The 15652-nt window shown below is 55.3% G+C and carries 15 protein-coding genes, 18 tRNA genes and 1 pseudogene; 30 read left to right on the top strand and 4 right to left on the bottom strand.

The genetic code is table 11. The annotated features are described in order from the left end of the window. Nucleotides 1-269 precede the first annotated feature (269 nt). The 18 genes from ACLBWT_RS22845 (at nt 270) to ACLBWT_RS22760 (ending at nt 1902) form a co-directional block, all read left to right on the top strand. Nucleotides 270-345: transfer RNA gene (locus ACLBWT_RS22845), tRNA-Ala, on the top strand. Nucleotides 346-352: 7 nt separating this feature from the next. Then, nucleotides 353-428 (top strand) — tRNA-Asn (locus ACLBWT_RS22840). Between the two features lie 3 nt (nt 429-431). Continuing rightward, nucleotides 432-519: transfer RNA gene (locus ACLBWT_RS22835), tRNA-Ser, on the top strand. Between the two features lie 18 nt (nt 520-537). Further along, nucleotides 538-625: transfer RNA gene (locus ACLBWT_RS22830), tRNA-Ser, on the top strand. A 14-nt stretch (nt 626-639) separates the two neighbouring features. Beyond that, nucleotides 640-714 (top strand) — tRNA-Glu (locus tag ACLBWT_RS22825). A gap of 4 nt (nt 715-718) precedes the next feature. After that, nucleotides 719-794: transfer RNA gene (locus ACLBWT_RS22820), tRNA-Val, on the top strand. 9 nt (nt 795-803) lie between these two features. After that, nucleotides 804-880, top strand: a tRNA-Met gene (locus tag ACLBWT_RS22815). A 4-nt stretch (nt 881-884) separates the two neighbouring features. Continuing rightward, nucleotides 885-961, top strand: a tRNA-Asp gene (locus tag ACLBWT_RS22810). A 20-nt stretch (nt 962-981) separates the two neighbouring features. Continuing rightward, nucleotides 982-1057, top strand: a tRNA-Phe gene (locus ACLBWT_RS22805). Nucleotides 1058-1078: 21 nt separating this feature from the next. Continuing rightward, nucleotides 1079-1154, top strand: a tRNA-Thr gene (locus ACLBWT_RS22800). A 7-nt stretch (nt 1155-1161) separates the two neighbouring features. Next, a tRNA-Tyr gene (locus tag ACLBWT_RS22795) sits at nt 1162-1247 on the top strand. 6 nt (nt 1248-1253) lie between these two features. Continuing rightward, nucleotides 1254-1327, top strand: a tRNA-Trp gene (locus ACLBWT_RS22790). Between the two features lie 5 nt (nt 1328-1332). Further along, nucleotides 1333-1408: transfer RNA gene (locus ACLBWT_RS22785), tRNA-His, on the top strand. Nucleotides 1409-1416: 8 nt separating this feature from the next. Further along, a tRNA-Gln gene (locus ACLBWT_RS22780) sits at nt 1417-1491 on the top strand. A gap of 6 nt (nt 1492-1497) precedes the next feature. Further along, nucleotides 1498-1572 (top strand) — tRNA-Gly (locus ACLBWT_RS22775). Between the two features lie 9 nt (nt 1573-1581). Further along, a tRNA-Cys gene (locus tag ACLBWT_RS22770) sits at nt 1582-1655 on the top strand. A 13-nt stretch (nt 1656-1668) separates the two neighbouring features. Continuing rightward, a tRNA-Arg gene (locus tag ACLBWT_RS22765) sits at nt 1669-1745 on the top strand. Between the two features lie 74 nt (nt 1746-1819). Continuing rightward, nucleotides 1820-1902: transfer RNA gene (locus ACLBWT_RS22760), tRNA-Leu, on the top strand. Between the two features lie 68 nt (nt 1903-1970). Here the strand turns inward: ACLBWT_RS22760 and ACLBWT_RS22755 are convergent. Beyond that, nucleotides 1971-2909 (bottom strand): alpha/beta fold hydrolase, encoded by a 939-nt coding sequence (locus tag ACLBWT_RS22755; protein ID WP_447665368.1) that lies wholly within the window; start codon nt 2907-2909, stop codon nt 1971-1973. A 263-nt stretch (nt 2910-3172) separates the two neighbouring features. On the opposite strand from ACLBWT_RS22755, the gene ACLBWT_RS22750 reads away from it, so the two are divergent. The 6 genes from ACLBWT_RS22750 to ACLBWT_RS22725 all read left to right on the top strand — a co-directional run bounded on the left by ACLBWT_RS22750 (nt 3173) and on the right by ACLBWT_RS22725 (nt 7224). Further along, the gene (locus ACLBWT_RS22750) at nt 3173-3469 is read left to right on the top strand and encodes a LiaF transmembrane domain-containing protein (protein WP_447665367.1); all 297 of its coding nucleotides are present in this window, start codon (nt 3173-3175) and stop codon (nt 3467-3469) included. Between the two features lie 37 nt (nt 3470-3506). Next, nucleotides 3507-4187 (top strand): PspA/IM30 family protein, encoded by a 681-nt coding sequence (locus ACLBWT_RS22745; RefSeq protein ID WP_447665366.1) that lies wholly within the window; start codon nt 3507-3509, stop codon nt 4185-4187. 4 nt (nt 4188-4191) lie between these two features. Next, the gene (locus ACLBWT_RS22740; protein WP_447665365.1) at nt 4192-4686 is read left to right on the top strand and encodes a PspC domain-containing protein; all 495 of its coding nucleotides are present in this window, start codon (nt 4192-4194) and stop codon (nt 4684-4686) included. Between the two features lie 4 nt (nt 4687-4690). Continuing rightward, a complete protein-coding gene (locus ACLBWT_RS22735) occupies nt 4691-5404 on the top strand; it encodes a PspA/IM30 family protein (protein ID WP_447665364.1) in 714 nt (237 codons plus the stop codon). A gap of 135 nt (nt 5405-5539) precedes the next feature. Further along, nucleotides 5540-6532, top strand: coding sequence for a sensor histidine kinase (locus tag ACLBWT_RS22730; RefSeq protein WP_447665363.1), 993 nt, complete (start codon nt 5540-5542; stop codon nt 6530-6532). A gap of 38 nt (nt 6533-6570) precedes the next feature. After that, nucleotides 6571-7224, top strand: coding sequence for a response regulator (locus tag ACLBWT_RS22725; protein WP_447665371.1), 654 nt, complete (start codon nt 6571-6573; stop codon nt 7222-7224). 27 nt (nt 7225-7251) lie between these two features. On the opposite strand, the gene ACLBWT_RS22720 is transcribed toward ACLBWT_RS22725, so the two are convergent. Together ACLBWT_RS22720 and ACLBWT_RS22715 are read right to left on the bottom strand one after the other, a co-directional pair. Beyond that, nucleotides 7252-7932 carry a hypothetical protein gene (locus tag ACLBWT_RS22720; protein WP_447665362.1) on the bottom strand — a complete coding sequence of 227 codons (681 nt, stop codon included), beginning with the start codon at nt 7930-7932 and terminating at the stop codon, nt 7252-7254. Between the two features lie 121 nt (nt 7933-8053). Next, nucleotides 8054-8446: a hypothetical protein gene (locus tag ACLBWT_RS22715; RefSeq protein WP_447665361.1), complete on the bottom strand. Its 393-nt coding sequence runs from the start codon at nt 8444-8446 to the stop codon at nt 8054-8056. A gap of 121 nt (nt 8447-8567) precedes the next feature. Between ACLBWT_RS22715 and ACLBWT_RS22710 the strand changes: the two genes are divergently transcribed. The 4 genes and pseudogenes from ACLBWT_RS22710 to ACLBWT_RS22695 all read left to right on the top strand — a co-directional run bounded on the left by ACLBWT_RS22710 (nt 8568) and on the right by ACLBWT_RS22695 (nt 13592). After that, nucleotides 8568-9422: a hypothetical protein gene (locus ACLBWT_RS22710; RefSeq protein WP_447665360.1), complete on the top strand. Its 855-nt coding sequence runs from the start codon at nt 8568-8570 to the stop codon at nt 9420-9422. A 112-nt stretch (nt 9423-9534) separates the two neighbouring features. Beyond that, complete coding sequence (gene zwf / locus ACLBWT_RS22705) at nt 9535-11091, top strand: glucose-6-phosphate dehydrogenase (RefSeq protein ID WP_447665359.1); 1557 nt, start codon at nt 9535-9537, stop codon at nt 11089-11091. Nucleotides 11092-11279: 188 nt separating this feature from the next. Continuing rightward, a pseudogene (locus ACLBWT_RS22700) lies at nt 11280-11907 on the top strand (cyclase family protein). Between the two features lie 101 nt (nt 11908-12008). After that, entirely contained in the window at nt 12009-13592 is a 1584-nt protein-coding gene (locus ACLBWT_RS22695) for a peptide chain release factor 3 (protein ID WP_447665358.1), read from the top strand. A gap of 52 nt (nt 13593-13644) precedes the next feature. Here ACLBWT_RS22695 and sspI read toward each other — a convergent pair whose 3' ends face one another. Further along, a complete protein-coding gene (gene sspI, locus ACLBWT_RS22690; RefSeq protein ID WP_021879181.1) occupies nt 13645-13857 on the bottom strand; it encodes a small acid-soluble spore protein SspI in 213 nt (70 codons plus the stop codon). 151 nt (nt 13858-14008) lie between these two features. Between sspI and ACLBWT_RS22685 the strand changes: the two genes are divergently transcribed. Then, a complete protein-coding gene (locus tag ACLBWT_RS22685) occupies nt 14009-14692 on the top strand; it encodes a potassium channel family protein (RefSeq protein WP_447665356.1) in 684 nt (227 codons plus the stop codon). Further along, a complete protein-coding gene (locus ACLBWT_RS22680) occupies nt 14689-15492 on the top strand; it encodes a TrmH family RNA methyltransferase (protein WP_447665354.1) in 804 nt (267 codons plus the stop codon). Before ACLBWT_RS22685 ends, ACLBWT_RS22680 begins: the two co-directional genes overlap by 4 nt. Nucleotides 15493-15652: the final 160 nt, after the last annotated feature.

Genomic DNA, 15652 nt, shown 5'->3' with positions numbered 1-15652 from the left:
TGATAGGTTCGGGGTGGAAGCGCAGCAATGCGTGCAGCTGACGAATACTAATCGGTCGAGGGCTTATCCTATGGATCAAGCATCACGGGAGGTCGTCGCAAGACGATGACCGTGAGCGAGACATGGCGAGAATGAATCCGAATACGATTCGCTAGCCATGTAAGAAAAGCAAATGGACTCAGCATCCATATTCGTTCGATCCAGTTTTCAAGGCGCAAGCTTGAAAGCCTGTTTATACCTGGTGTTCGATGATTCAATACATAGAACATGGGGCCATAGCTCAGCTGGGAGAGCGCCTGCCTTGCAAGCAGGAGGTCAGGAGTTCGATCCTCCTTGGCTCCACCAAGTATTTTCCCTGATAGCTCAGTTGGTAGAGCACTCGACTGTTAATCGAGTTGTCACAGGTTCGAGTCCTGTTCGGGGAGCCATATGGAGAAGTGTCCGAGTGGTCGAAGGAGCACGATTGGAAATCGTGTATACGTTAATCGCGTATCGAGGGTTCGAATCCCTCCTTCTCCGTAGCAAGACTTTTCGTTTGGAGAGATACCCAAGTGGCTCAAGGGGACCCTCTGCTAAGGGGTTAGACTGCGTAAGTGGTGCGAGGGTTCGAATCCCTCTCTCTCCGTTCTTTTCAATCAAGGCCCGTTGGTCAAGGGGTTAAGACACCTCCCTTTCACGGAGGTAACAGGGGTTCGAATCCCCTACGGGTCACCATCATGGAAGCTTAGCTCAGCTGGGAGAGCATCTGCCTTACAAGCAGAGGGTCGGGGGTTCGATCCCCTCAGCTTCCACCATTCAACTACCGCGGGGTGGAGCAGTCCGGTAGCTCGTCGGGCTCATAACCCGAAGGTCACAGGTTCAAATCCTGTCCCCGCAACCAATATGGAGCTGTGGTGTAGAGGCCTAACATGCCTGCCTGTCACGCAGGAGACCGCGGGTTCGAATCCCGTCAGCTCCGCCATTTTTTTCAATAAGCATTCAGGCTCGGTAGCTCAGTTGGTAGAGCAAAGGACTGAAAATCCTTGTGTCGGCGGTTCGATTCCGTCCCGAGCCACCATGTTTTTTGATAATTGAATATGCCGCTGTAGCTCAACTGGTAGAGCAACTGACTTGTAATCAGTAGGTTGGGGGTTCAAGTCCTCTCGGCGGCACCATTTTTTTGGAGGATTAGCGAAGTGGCCAAACGCAGCAGACTGTAAATCTGTTCTCTGACGAGTTCGGTGGTTCGAATCCATCATCCTCCACCAGTTTTTAGGGGCATAGTTTAAAGGTAGAACAGCGGTCTCCAAAACCGTTAGTGTGGGTTCAATTCCTGCTGCCCCTGCCAGTATGGCGATCGTGGCGAAGTGGTTAACGCACCGGATTGTGGTTCCGGCATTCGGGGGTTCAATTCCCCTCGATCGCCCCATGTTTTATTGGGGATTAGCCAAGCGGTAAGGCAACGGACTTTGACTCCGTCATTCTCAGGTTCGATCCCTGAATCCCCAGCCATTATTTGCGGAAGTGGCTCAGCGGTAGAGCATCGCCTTGCCAAGGCGAGGGTCGCGGGTTCGATTCCCGTCTTCCGCTCCATTGTTTTATGGCGCCATAGCCAAGTGGTAAGGCAGAGCTCTGCAAAAGCTCTACCCCCAGTTCGAGTCTGGGTGGCGCCTCCATCTTATCTAACGTGTGCCCTTAGCTCAGCTGGATAGAGCATTTGACTACGAATCAAAAGGTCAGGAGTTCGAATCTCTTAGGGCACGCCATTATCTCTCCATTTAAATGAAGTTTGATTCCTCTGCCTCTTGAACTAATAGAGTGAAGAGGAAATTTTATATGTGCTGGTGTGGCGGAATGGCAGACGCGGCGGACTCAAAATCCGCTTCCGGAGACGGAGTGGGGGTTCGAGTCCCTTCACCAGCATTCAAAAAGGCTTGTAGAATCGCTTATGCGGTTCTACAAGCCTTTTTCTTTTGCATCCACTAAAAAAATTAAAGTTTGGAAATCAGCCAAAGCTTGAGATCTTCCCGTATATCATTCCGATTCGATTCTTGAATAGCCTCATGACGGACATCTGGGTAAAGCTTCATCGTGACGTCGCTCATCCCGGCATCCAAAAAAGCTTGAAACGTACGTTCAACGCCTTTGCCATATTGGCCGACCGGATCATCGGTGCCGGAAAAGAAATATACGGGCATCGTTTTGTTCATTTTAGCTAGATGATTCCGATCCTGAATGTAAGGGATTCCGGTTGCAATCAAGCTGCTGAAAAAACCGACAGAAGGGATGAATCCGCAATTTGGATCCGCAATATAACGGTCCACATTGCCTTCATCTACCGTAAGCCAGTCGTAACGGGTTCGATTAGGCTTGAATTTCTTGTTGTAGGAACCGAAAATGATTTTGTTCAACAACTCGGAGCGGGCATGTTCACCTCTCAGCATCATCTCAAGCCGAATCAAGGTTTGGCCTGCGGCCAATGCAAGGGCAGGATTCCAGGCTGTCCCGCTCAAAATGCAAGCCTGCCATAAGTCCGGAGCATCGATCAGGCAGGTTCTCGCCAGAAAGGATCCCATGCTGTGCCCGAATAATAGGAGTGGCAAATTTGGAAACCGATCCTTCGCATGAAGCGCTATTCGCTGAAGGTCCATGGAAGCCTCCTGCCATCCTCCTGATGCTGGCATATGGCCTAAACCGCCTACTCCTGCAGATAGACCATGTCCGATGTGGTCATGGCCGATAAGGATATATCCGTCCTGGGCCATCTCCCTTGCAAAGGAGTCATACCTTGCGACGTGTTCGGCCATGCCATGGCTTAATTGAATGATGGCTCTAGCTGTTCCGGAAGGACGCCATTCCATCACATGAAGCCGTTTGGATTTTGTTGCGGTATCCATGAAATAGGAAGCATGGTCGACGGTGGACTCCATAGCTGCACCCCTTACGTAGATATAGCCCTTCTTCTTTACTAGTATAAACCTGTATCCATTAAATATGGACCTCTGATTTCAACGTTTCAGGCTTGTCATAAGCAGGTCGCAGCCCTTCCCAATTCCAGGACGGAGACGCTCCCCGACCTCAGTCCAGGTATAGAAACGTTCGCAAGTCCGTTTTGAACTTTGCTGGGATGGCCTAAAATAAGGACATAAGTAAGAGAGCATATATGCGAATCGAAAGGCGGTGGCAATCAGAGATGAAACGCAATTCAACGGTAGGCATCATTTTGGTTGTGGCAGGCGCATTGCTGGCCATGAAATTTCTCGGATTGGGTCATTTGATCAGTTGGGCCGTATCCTTGATCTTCCCTCTTATTGTTCTGGGACTTGGAGTCATCGGCTGGAGGAACGGCAACCGGATCGTAGGCGGAGTTCTTCTCTTCGTAGGAGCCATTTGGCTGCTTGGAAAATTAACGCCTCTGATCATGCTGCTGTTCGCAGTCGGACTGATTGTATGGGGAGTCTCCCTCTTTAAAGGAAAAAGGATTCATTAACGAAAAGAAAGAGAGCAACCGTTAGAGGAGGACAAATATGAGTATTATCCGCAGAGTCAGAGACATAACGATCGCAACACTGAACGAGCACCTAGAGAAAGCAGAAGATCCGGTACGGCTGATCGATCAGTTCCTGTGGTCGACACGGGAAGAGATCATTCAATCGGAGCGTCTGTACCAGCAGTATTCTTCCCATAACCAGCAATTGAAAATGCAATGGCTCACCGCTGAGCAGCAGAAGGAAAAGCGGGAGCAGCAAGCCGTCACCGCGCTTAAAGCCGGCGAAGAGCAGTTGGCCCGCATAGCCCTTCATGAGAAAGCATCGGCAGAGGAACGCGCCAAGCAGTATCGCGATCTGTACGAGCAAGGCCGCCAGAGCGTGGAAGACCTGGAAAGAAATCTTCAGGAGATGAGAAGCGAGTACCAGATCGTGTATGACAAGCGAGAGTACTATGCGGCTCGCATGGAATCCCTGAAGCTGCAGCAGCGAATGAACGCCCGTTACACAGGAGCCGTTTCCGGTCAGCCCGGCGGCAAGCCGGATGGCATGTTCCGCAGGCTCGACGATCGGATCACGGATATGGAGCACGAAGCGCGCAGCCTCAGGGATCTTCGCAGCGAAGGTACCGTAGGCCATGCCGGCAACTCTTCCTATCAAACGGCAGTAGAAATGGAATTGGAACAGCTGAAGAGAAAGCTGGGACAAGGAGGAACCTAACATCATGAAGCAATTATTTCGCTCCAGACGAAAAAAAGTTCTGTTCGGATTATGCGGCGGGCTGTCGGATTACTTCAATGTGGATGCCAATCTGCTTCGTATCCTGACAATCATCCTTGCCGTCTGCACAAGCGGCGCAGCCATTGCCATCTATATCCTGGCGGCGCTGGTAATTCCGAAGGAGCATGACTATAACCAGTTTCCTCCAGGAAACTTCGGGTCTTATCAGGATGGACGGAGCGGCGACTTCTATGGAGGACACAACGATCAAGGCCGCAGCCGCACAGGATTCGGCCAAGGCGCAGGAGGCGGCCAGCATGGCGGCCCTTACCGCAACCCTCCGCAATACCAGGAAGGTCCGACAACGGCAGGATGGCAGTCCGACAGCAACCGCCAGGCAGACTTGGACAAGATGATGGATGACCTGGAGAAGAAAGCTCTGCGCAACGAGCTGGAAGAACTGAAAGCCAAACTTTCGAAGTATGAGAAGGGAGAATAACAACATGGGTATTTTCAAACGCCTGAAAGATATTACAAAAGCTTCGATGCACGAGGCACTGGATAAAATGGAAGATCCGGTCGTTATGCTGAACCAATACCTCCGCGACATGGAGCAGGAAATCCACCAGGCCGAGGTTACGGTAGCGAAGCAAATGGCCAACGAGCGCCGCATGCAGCAGCGCTTCGACGAAGCGGCAAGAAGCGTCTCGGATCGTGACAGCAAAGCAGAAACGGCTCTTCGTTCCGGCCAAGAGGATCTCGCCCGCAAGCTTCTGGAAGAAAAGCTGTATTTCGAGGAGAAAGTGCAAGAATACAGCCAGCTTCATCTGGAAGCGAAGAGCCAAGCCGACGAGCTGAAGCAGCAGCTGTACGGCATGAAAGACGAGTACTACCAGCTTCGCAACAAACGCAACGAGCTGGCCGCTCGTGCCCAAATGGCAAAGGCGAAAAAGCAGATGTCGCAGGCATCGGCCAATGTCGGCTCCATCGATACCGGCACTGCATCCCGCGGATTCGGCCGCATGGAAGAAAAGATCATGCAGATGGAGGCCGAAGCCGATGTTCTCCGCAGACCTTACGGAAGCGGCTATAAAGCGGAGGGAGCTGCCTCCATCCGTCCAGAGAACCAGCTGAAGGTAGAAGAACAGCTGCAGCAGCTCAAAAACAAGCTGAATCCTCCTCAGGCAAGTGCTGCACAAGAAGACGCAGCGAATTAAGCTTTGCTATCGCAAGCCTCGGACACGGCGGCGCAGCCGCCTGGTTCCGAGGCTTGTTTGCTTGCAAAGGATGAATGCTTGAACCGTTGACGCCGGACAGGTAAAGTAGAGAGAGAAAGAAGGGGGAGTATCGTTGTGGCTGCCAAAAAGCCTCCAGGAAAGGGTCAGGGACCTACAAAGAAAAACGTTCTTGAAACGGTACTGTGGCTGCTTATCATCCTTGGATTGCTGCTCATCGTGCTGCAAGGAACCGGATATGTCGAAATCTTTGCCATACAAGGAAAAGGGGCGTTATACGGGCTGGCGGTAATCGCGGCGGCGCTCGCCGGTGCTGTGCTGAACAGCTATCTCCAGACGTCCAAGCTTAGAGAAGCTCTCCGCAAGCTGAACCAGCAGCAGAGCAGGCGCAAATCGATTACCATTCCCCATTCTCCCGAGGGAGAGGGATCCCGTCCGGAAGAAACCGAGGAGCAGGAAGAGTGGCGGGAGCAGGTCAAGTTCACCGCTGTCATCGAAGAGCGGCAGCGTTTGGCTCGCGAGCTGCATGACGCCGTAAGCCAGCAGCTGTTCGCCATTTCCATGACCGCAACAGCGGTAAGCCGGACGATCGAGAAGGATTGGGAGCGTGCACGCAGGCAGGTGCAGCTGATAGAGGAAATGGCGGCCGTGGCACAATCCGAAATGAGAGCGCTTCTGCTGCATTTGCGTCCTGTTCATTTGGATGGCAAAAACTTGGCCCAGGCGCTTGAACGGCTGGTCGGGGAGCTGAAAGCAAAGGTCCCGATGGACATTACGGTTGATGTTGATCCGACCGTTCTGTTCCGCCCCAGTGCCGAGGATCATTTGTTCCGGATTGCCCAAGAGGCGTTGTCCAACGCTCTGCGCCATGCCAAAGCCAGCAAGATGGTCATGAGGCTGGAGCGGGATGGAGCCAAAGCCAAGCTGAGCTTTGCCGATAATGGCGTCGGCTTCGATCTGGAAGAAAAGAAACAGGCCTCCTACGGCTTGCTGACGATGGAAGAGCGGATTCATGAGCTTGGCGGCAACATACAAATTCATACGGCTCCGGGCGAAGGAACGGCCATTGAAATGTGGCTTCCCCTGGAAGACGGAAAGGGCGGATTCTAACCATGAGCATGCCGGAACGAATGGAGCGGGACAGCGGAATGGCAAGGCCGATCAAGGTGCTGCTTGTAGACGACCATGAGATGGTTCGGATCGGTCTTGCAGCGGTGCTCGATACGGAAGAGGGCATCGAGGTTGTGGGAGAGGCCGGCAACGGAACCGAAGGAATCAGGTTGGCTACCGCTTACACCCCGGATGTCGTGCTGATGGATCTGGTCATGGAAGAGATGGACGGAGTCGAAACGACCCGGAGGCTGATGGAGATCATGCCGGATTGCAAGGTCATCGTGCTTACGAGCTATCTCGACGACAGCAAGATGTACCCGGTCATTGAAGCAGGAGCGTTCAGCTACCTGCTCAAAACTTCACGGGCAAGCGAAATAGCCGAAGCGATTCGGGCTGCGGCAAGAGGACAATCCGTGCTGGAATCCCAGGTGGCAGCCAAAATGATGAGCAGGCTCCGTCAACCCAAGCAGCCAGTCCAGAAACCGCCTCATGAAGATCTTACCGAGCGGGAAATGGATGTGCTCATGCTGGTCGCGCAGGGCTTGTCCAATCAGGATATCGCCGACAAGCTGTTCATCAGCATCAAGACCGTCAAATTCCATGTGACCAACGTGCTCAACAAGCTCGGCGTAGAGGATCGCACGCAGGCGGCTATATATGCGCACAAACATGATCTGGCCGTGGACTAAGAATTCAGCACGAGGCGCTTAAGAGGCCTAAGCTAAGAAGCTGAATGACGAGACCTGACGATGCGTCATCCCATCGAGAACCCCGTCCTCGTTATAGGTTCCCGCCGAAGGCAGATTGGAATGATCGATAAGGGATGCTGCAGGCTGTGCTTCGAATGAGGCGAGCAGCTGATCGGCGTAAGGAAGCAGTCCTTCCGACGAGAACAAGGCTCGAAGCACAGCATCGGGGCGGTTCTCGAGCTGCTGGTTGAGGGCGATGGGATTGACTCTCCATTCCCCTTGCCTGTTCATGTCCAATCCGGCATGACGAGCGGCAGGATGGGATCGCATGGAGCGCAGGTCGGTCTCAATGGAAGGATTGAGGCCAGGTCTGCAGCGGAAATAAAGCAGCTCCAGATCGTTCCATCGTTCCGCAAGCTCGTATACCGTCTCAGCGAGTCCCGAGAGATCAATTCCTGCCGCTCCGTCGCTCAGCAGCTGCAGGCGCCGGCGGCGCATGTTCTGGATGAGCGGACGCAGTCGGCTCGCAGCCTGGAGCCAGGATGCAGTCAGGCGAAAGTCGGAGACGAACCGGGTTGTCATGCCATCCATGCGATGGTCGGACAAGCCTGCATCTTCCCGCTCTCGAGCGACAGGGGCAACGGGGACTGTCGGCGTTACTTTTTCCACATGGAAGATGCGGTTCATTCGACGCAAAGGACCTATCATCAGGAAGCCTCCCTCAGGCTGGAATTGGAATTCATTACCCCTATAAGCTCCATAGAGAAACAGCCTGCCGAAGCTTCCTGTCCCGGAAACGTCAGCGGGCTGTTCGACTATCGCCGGTTTGTCAGATCAGCAGCAGGAATGCGAGGAGTGCGAGGTCGACGCCGACTGCAGCGCCGTATCCGTATCCGTATCCGTATCCGTACGGACCTCGGCCGCCATAGGGACCAGGGCCGTATGGATAAGCCTGAGTGTGGACTTCCTGCTCCAGAACTTGCTCCTTCTCGGGTTTGGAAGCTTTGGATTTTTTTGCTTTGCCTTTTGCCGGCTTCCCTAAAATCCCGATTCCTTGCTGCTGGCGCTTATGAAGCTCTTCGCCGCCGTTCAGATAGACCCGCCCGCCATGGCAAGCGGTGAGAATACCCATATGGCGGGTGCCGTCCTTGAGAATGGCGCATACCGGCATTCCGCAGAAACGCTTGACATGTTCTTCGTGCAAGGGCCGAATAGGTTCCATTTTCCGTTGCTCATCCTTTCTGGTTTTCCTTGATAGATGGAATGATGCATTATATTCAACTGATGGCTGATGCGTACGGTCAAATACCCCGTTAACGGACAATAAGAATGGAGGGGCTATGATGAGCAATATGCGAGCCAAACAAGGCGCAGGCGTTATGCTGGCCTTTCTTGCGCTAGCCGTTCTCGCTACGATCTATACAGCCGGCGGCAAAGGTTCGATCGGCTGGAGCGTGACGGCACCGAAAGAGCCGGACGTTCAGATGTCCTCCGCAACCGGCGAGGATATGGAGAAGCTGTGGAACTGGGCAGACGCCGAGCTGGGAGGCGGATCCAGAGCGGCCTCCTGGCATTTGCGCTGGAGCGTGGAGGGGATGACGGCGGATCAGGCGGCCAAGACGGCGGAAGCGCTCGGCATGACGGCGGACGTGAAAGACTTTGCCGGCGGGAAGGATGAAAACAAAACCAGCGGGGGCATCCTATGGGAAGCGGCGCGTTCATCGGCGGACGGCACGCTTAAATTGCAGCTGCTCGGCACGGATCCTGAGAACAGGGGAGCGGCGCGGCCAGCCGTCATGACCTACCACGCTCCGCCTGCAGCCGAGCTTCAAGCTATCTTGAATGAAATGATCGAGGTTAATGCGGCACTGACCGCGACCGGCACGGGCTCCGAGCCGATGATGAGCATCAAGCTGTACGGCAGGGCTATCCGGATCGGCGCTGCTGGCCGCATTGCGCAAAAGGCGGCAGGAGTCGCTCTGGATGAATATAAGGATTCCAGAACGATTGTCCGGACGTACAGCTCGACTGCATTGGCAGGAGCCATGCGGCTTGGAGAAGGCAAGGAAGGGAGCCCGTCAGCCGGCATCCAGCTGGCGGAGCATAGCGGAGGCGATGCGGGCTTCCCTGCAGAGATCACGGCCGGCATTCCGCTCATCACGGGAGACCTTTCGGAGAGCGGGACAGAGGGTACGTGAAGGCCCCATGAAGATTGGCCGCCATGAATGGCGATTCCCGCATCGTTATGATACACTACATACCATATCAAGCTGATGCATCCAAAAATTTATGACGAAAGAATGAGGGAACATGAACTACTCTAGCAAACAGGAATCATCGGCTGCTGAAGGCGCGGTCTATTATCTGTTCGGAGCCACGGGCGATCTGGCGCGGAGGAAGCTGTTCCCGGCGCTGTTCTCCTTATATAAAGAAGGCAAGCTGGCAGAGAATTTCGCAGTTGTCGGACTCGCCCGCCGTTCGCGGGACAATGAGCAGTTCCGCCAGGACGTATACGAGTCCATCATGGAATTTTGCCGGTACAAGCCGACCGATGCGGAGGTATGGCGGAAATTCGCCGACCACTTCGTCTACAAGCCGCTCGATATCCATAACGTCGACGGCTTCCGGGAGCTGAATCAGCTCTCCTCGGAGCTGGATGAGAAATTCGGCATCGAAGGCAACCGGCTGTTCTATCTTGCTCTCGCTCCGGAGCTTTTCGGTCCGGTGTCGTTCAATCTTCGCGACGGAGGCCTTCTGGAATCCAAGGGATGGCATAAGCTCGTCATCGAGAAGCCTTTCGGCTATGATCTGGAATCGGCCCGCGAGCTGAACGGACAGATCAGCCAAGTGTTCAAGGAAGAAGAGGTCTACCGGATCGACCACTACCTCGGCAAGGAAATGGTCCAGAATATCCAGGTCCTGCGTTTTGCCAACCAGCTGTTCGAACCTCTCTGGAACAAGGATCATATCGCCAATGTCCAGATTACGCTGTCCGAAACGGTCGGCGTAGAGGAGCGTGGCGGCTATTACGACAATTCCGGCGCGCTTCGGGACATGGGGCAGAACCATATTCTGCAGATGATCACGATGATTGCCATGGAACCTCCGGGACGGCTGCATCCGGAAAGTCTCCGCGACGAGAAGGTCAAGGTTCTGCGCTCCCTCCGCCAGTACGCGTCAAGCGAGGAAGTCCGCGATAATGTCGTGCGGGCGCAGTACTCCTCCGGCCAGTCCAAAGGCAAGGAGCTTCCGGGCTATCGCCAGGAAGACAGCGTGAATCCGGAATCCAAGACGGAGACTTATTTTGCCGCCAAAGTGCTTGTGGACAACTTCCGCTGGGCGGGGGTTCCGTTCTTCATCCGCACGGGCAAGCGGCTGCCGGTCAAAACGACCGAGATCGTCATCGAGTTCAAAAACGTTCCAGACAACGTCCTGTTCGCCAAGCGGCATAAGCTGGGTCCGAACCTGCTCGTCATCCGCGTCAATCCGATGGAAGGCATCTACCTGAAGATCAACGCCAAGAAGCCGGGAGCGGACAACGAGGTTCAGCCTGTCGCCATGGAATTCTGCCAGAGCTGCCAGGTCGGCATCAACACGCCGGAAGCTTATGAGCTGCTGATCTACGATGCGGCGCGCGGCGATTCGACATACTTCACCCGCTGGGACGAGGTTGCGGCAGCGTGGACGTTCGTCGACCGCATAGCGGCCGCCTGGAGAGAATCTGGGGAGGATCTGCTTTCCTATCCAGCCGGGTCCTGGGGACCGGAAGCTACGGATGAGCTTCTTCACAAAGAAGGCTTCTTCTGGTGGCCTGTCAACGGCCAAGCGGAAGACAACGTCATCTGGATCAGCGGCGGAGCGAAGTAAAGCGGCGGCTCCCAGAGGGTGATCGCGATCAAGCTTGCGTCACTTGGAGGCGTACCGCGGCAGGCGGCGTCTCTCATGCACCGACTCAATCACCGCAGCGAGGTGAGGAGTTCATAAGCTTCAACGTTCAATCCTGTCCGGCTACGGACAGGATTGAAGCGTTATTTGACGAAAGGAAGGAATGAAGCTTGTTCAAAATCTACGATATTTCCATGCCCATTCATTCTGATATGGCGGTATGGGCCAATCTCGAAGCCAAAAAGCCGGAGATCCGCAATGTTACGCCGTTCGCCCAGGGAGGCGTGTACGAATCGGAGCTGCGGATGAATCTGCACACCGGCACGCATGTGGATGCGCCGATGCATATGCTTGAGGATGGAGCCGGAATCGAGACGATCGGGCTGGAAGAGCTGGCGGGCACGGCCCGCGTCGTCGACCTTACTCATGTATCCGTATTCCATCACGAGGGCGGACTTGGAGCCTCTTGGTCTTGTACGAGGCGATTGGGTCCTTTTCAAGACGGCCAATTCATTCAGCAGCCGGTTCGAGGATGATTTTATTTACTTGCGCGAAGACGCCGCACGGTATTTAATTGATGTAGGGGTTCGCGGCATCGGTACGGACGGTCTCGGAATCGAGCGCTCGCAGCCCGACTATCCGACCCATCGCCCGCTCTTCCGCAATAATATCGTTATCGTGGAAGGACTGAGGCTGGCGGATGTGTCGGCCGGAACCTACTTCATGGTCGTTGCCCCGCTCAAGCTGAGCGGAGTCGAGGCAGCGCCCGCCAGGGCGATCCTCATCGGCAGGCCGTAGGAGCGACAGCATGCAACCGATTTGATTCTGCAGGCAGCGCATCAATGTGCGACTCACTAGCCTGTTCCATGACTAATAAAGCGCGATATAAGGGGAATACCATGACTAAACTGCTCGACGAAATCAAGCAAGAAGTAGACAAACGGCGAACGTTCGCCATCATTTCCCACCCGGATGCCGGCAAAACGACGCTGACGGAGAAGCTGCTGCTGTTCGGCGGCGCCATCCGCGAGGCCGGCTCGGTCAAAGCCCGCAAAGCCAACAAGCACGCCACCTCCGACTGGATGGAGATCGAGAAGCAGCGCGGAATCTCGGTAACGTCCTCCGTCATGCAATTCGACTATAAGGGACATCGCGTCAACATCCTGGATACGCCTGGTCACCAGGACTTCAGCGAGGACACGTATCGGACCCTGACCGCTGCCGACAGCGCCGTCATGCTGATCGACGTAGCCAAAGGCGTCGAAGCCCAGACGATCAAGCTGTTCCAGGTGTGCCGCAGGCGCGGCATCCCGATCTTCACGTTCATCAACAAGCTGGACCGCGAAGGCCAAAGCCCGTTCGATCTGATGGAGGAGCTGGAGCGCGTGCTCGGCATCCGGTCCGTTCCGATGAACTGGCCGATCGGCATGGGCCGGGAGCTGTGCGGCGTCTACGATCGGATGAAGAGCCAGGTCGAGCTGTTCCAGGGCAATGACCACTCGACCATCGAGGTGCGCAAGGTCGGCGATTACAAGGACCCGGTCATTCGGGAAATGGCCGGCGATTACCTCGCGGATCAGCTGGAGCAGGATCTGGAGCTGCTGGATGTAGCGGGCGACCAGTTCGACTTCGAGAAGGTTCGCGCGGGCGAGCTGACTCCGGTGTTCTTCGGCAGCGCCGTCAACAACTTCGGCGTGCAGACTTTCCTCGAGAACTTCCTGCAGCTCGCTCCGAAGCCCGAGCCTCGCAACAGCACGGAAGGCCCTATCGAGCCGACGAGCGAGAAGTTCACCGGTTACGTGTTCAAGATCCAAGCCAACATGAATCCGGCTCACCGCGACCGCATCGCTTTTCTCCGTATTTGTTCCGGGCGGTTCGAGCGCGGCATGAGCGTCAAGCATGTACGGATCGGGAAGGACATCAAGCTGGCACAGCCGCAGCAGTTCCTCGCGCAGGACCGGGATATCGTCGAAGCGGCTTATCCGGGAGATATCATCGGATTGTTCGATCCGGGCATCTTCCGCATCGGCGATTCCCTCTCGCAGGGCAGCTCGGTCGTATTCGACGAGCTGCCGACGTTCTCGCCGGAAATTTTCGCCAAGGTCTCGATCAAGAACGCCTTGAAGAAAAAGCAATACGAGAAGGGCATCGACCAGTTGACGGAGGAAGGCACCATTCAGGTGTTCCAGTCCGCCAGCGGTTTCGAGGATACGATTCTAGGCGTCGTCGGCCAGCTGCAGTTCGAGGTTTTCGAGTATCGCATGAAGGCCGAATACGGCGTGGATGTCATCCTTCAAAGGATGCCTTTCCAGTTCGCGCGTTGGATCGTGGACGACAAGATCGATCCGTCCAAGTTCCGGATCAACTCGACGCTCGTCAAGGACAAAAAGGACAATTACGTCGCCTTGTTCGAGAACGAGTATGCGATGCGGACAGCTGTCGACAAGAACCCGACCTCCAAATTCCTGGAGACGGCTCCATAATCAACGGAATGAAAGCAGCCCCTGCCGCGAAAATGCGGCAGGGGCTGTTCAATTACGATGAATGGAGATGCCCGTACAGCTTGCCGATCAATTGCTGCTGTTCCTGGCCGCCGCTGTCTTTCCAGATCATCTCGAACAAGACGCCGAGACCGGGAAGAGCTTTCTCGTCGCCGTCGATGGATTCACGGATGATATCGCCAAGTTCATTCTCCGACTTGTCCTTGACGATCTGGGCGATGGCTTGGCGAAGGTCGAACTCATTCATGGACGCATTTCCCCCTTGAGTCATTTCCTCCATAGCATGCCCCCAGTCGAATCGTTCATGTAAAGAATGCGGTCCGGATGCGGGAAAGAAAAGAGCTGGATATGGTATACTGAACGGTATGCAGCCCTTAAGAAAGGCGGAGAACTATTTCATGCGCAAAAAGCAATATACCGTAATCGGAATGGGCCGTTTCGGCTCCAGCGTAGCTCAATCCCTGTCCGAGATGGGATTCGAAGTGCTTGCCATCGACAGCGACGAGCAGCGGATTCAGGAGATCTCTCCCCTCGTCACCCATGCGGTAATGGCGGACACGACGGATGAAGAGGCTCTGCGCGCTCTCGGCATCCGCAACTTCGACGTCGTCGTCGTCGCCATCGGAGAGGACATTCAGGCCAGCATCCTGACGACGCTGATCCTGAAGGATTTGGGAGTCCCCTATTTGATCGTCAAAGCCCAAAACGAGCTGCACGGCAAAGTACTCAGCAAAATCGGAGCGGACCGCGTCGTGTTCCCGGAGCGGGACATGGGCCTGCGCGTGGCCCATCACCTGATCTCGCCCAATGTGCTGGACTTCATCGAGCTGTCCCCGGACTACGGCATCATCGAGATCCAGGCTCCACCCGCCATGGTCGGGCGCACGCTCAAGCAGCTGGATATACGGGCCAGGCATCGCTGCAACATCATGGCTATCAAAACACATGGCAAGATGGATATATCCCCGATGCCGGATCATGTCATCGAAGCGGATGAAGTGCTTGTCGTCGTCGGGGCGAACCGCGATCTGACCGGCCTCGAGGTCGCCTATTCCATCGAGGAGGAATTGAACCGGAAGTGATCAGCGAACCGTTGACCTCAACCTCTAATCCCCGCGTAAAAGCTTGGACGGCCTTGCTGGATGCCAAGGGCCGCAAGCGCAGCGGCCAATTCCTGGCTGAAGGCGTCCATATGGTCAAGGAAGCGCTTATATGCGGAGCCGCCGTCGGCACGATCGTATACGATGCCGGGCGGGGCATGCCTGCCGAGCTGGAGCCTTTGCTTCGCGATTCGGCGGCGGAGCTCGTCCCTGCTTCGGCAGCGGTCTTGGCCAAATGCACCGGAACGGATTCGCCGCCGCCGGTGTTCGCCGTCGTGGACAAGCCTTCCTACGACGAAGCGGCACTGCACAAGCCGGATGCGCTTGTCGTCGTGCTCGATGCCGTCCGCGATCCCGGCAATGCCGGCACGATCATCCGCAGCGCGGATGCGGCCGGAGCGGATGCCGTCATTCTTGGCCGCGGCTGCGTCGATCTCTACAATCCAAAGACCGTCCGCTCGACGATGGGCAGCCTGTTCCATCTCCCGGTGCTGGAGATGGATCTCGCCGAGGCGCTGCCGAAGGCCCGGGAGCGGGGCATGCTGCTGGCAGGAACGAGCCTGCAGGCGGCGAGAAGCTGTTATGAATGCGACTTTACTGGGCCGGTATGGCTGTTATTCGGGAATGAAGCCGAAGGCCTGTCCGAGCAGACGTTGGAGCAGCTCGATCTCGGCATCATCATCCCGATGAAAGGCCGCAGCGAATCGCTGAATGTCGCGATGGCGGCGACCGTGGTGCTGTATGAGGCGCTGCGCCAGCGGGAGCATGCATTCAGCAAGTAGCCATCGTTGGTGTAAGTTGTAATTCAGTTTGACACCAGTTGCAACTTGTTGCGGCATAGATTTGTAATCTGATTTTGGCACCGTATTGTCAGTCCTGATGATCAAGAATCTCTTGATTGATCAGGACTTTTTCATCTTACATTATTCGAATGAACGATAG

It is taken from the genome of Paenibacillus sp. D51F (assembly GCF_053345695.1).
The sequence above is the reverse complement of the archived record's forward strand: the minus strand, read 5'-3'. Positions and strand labels throughout refer to the sequence as shown.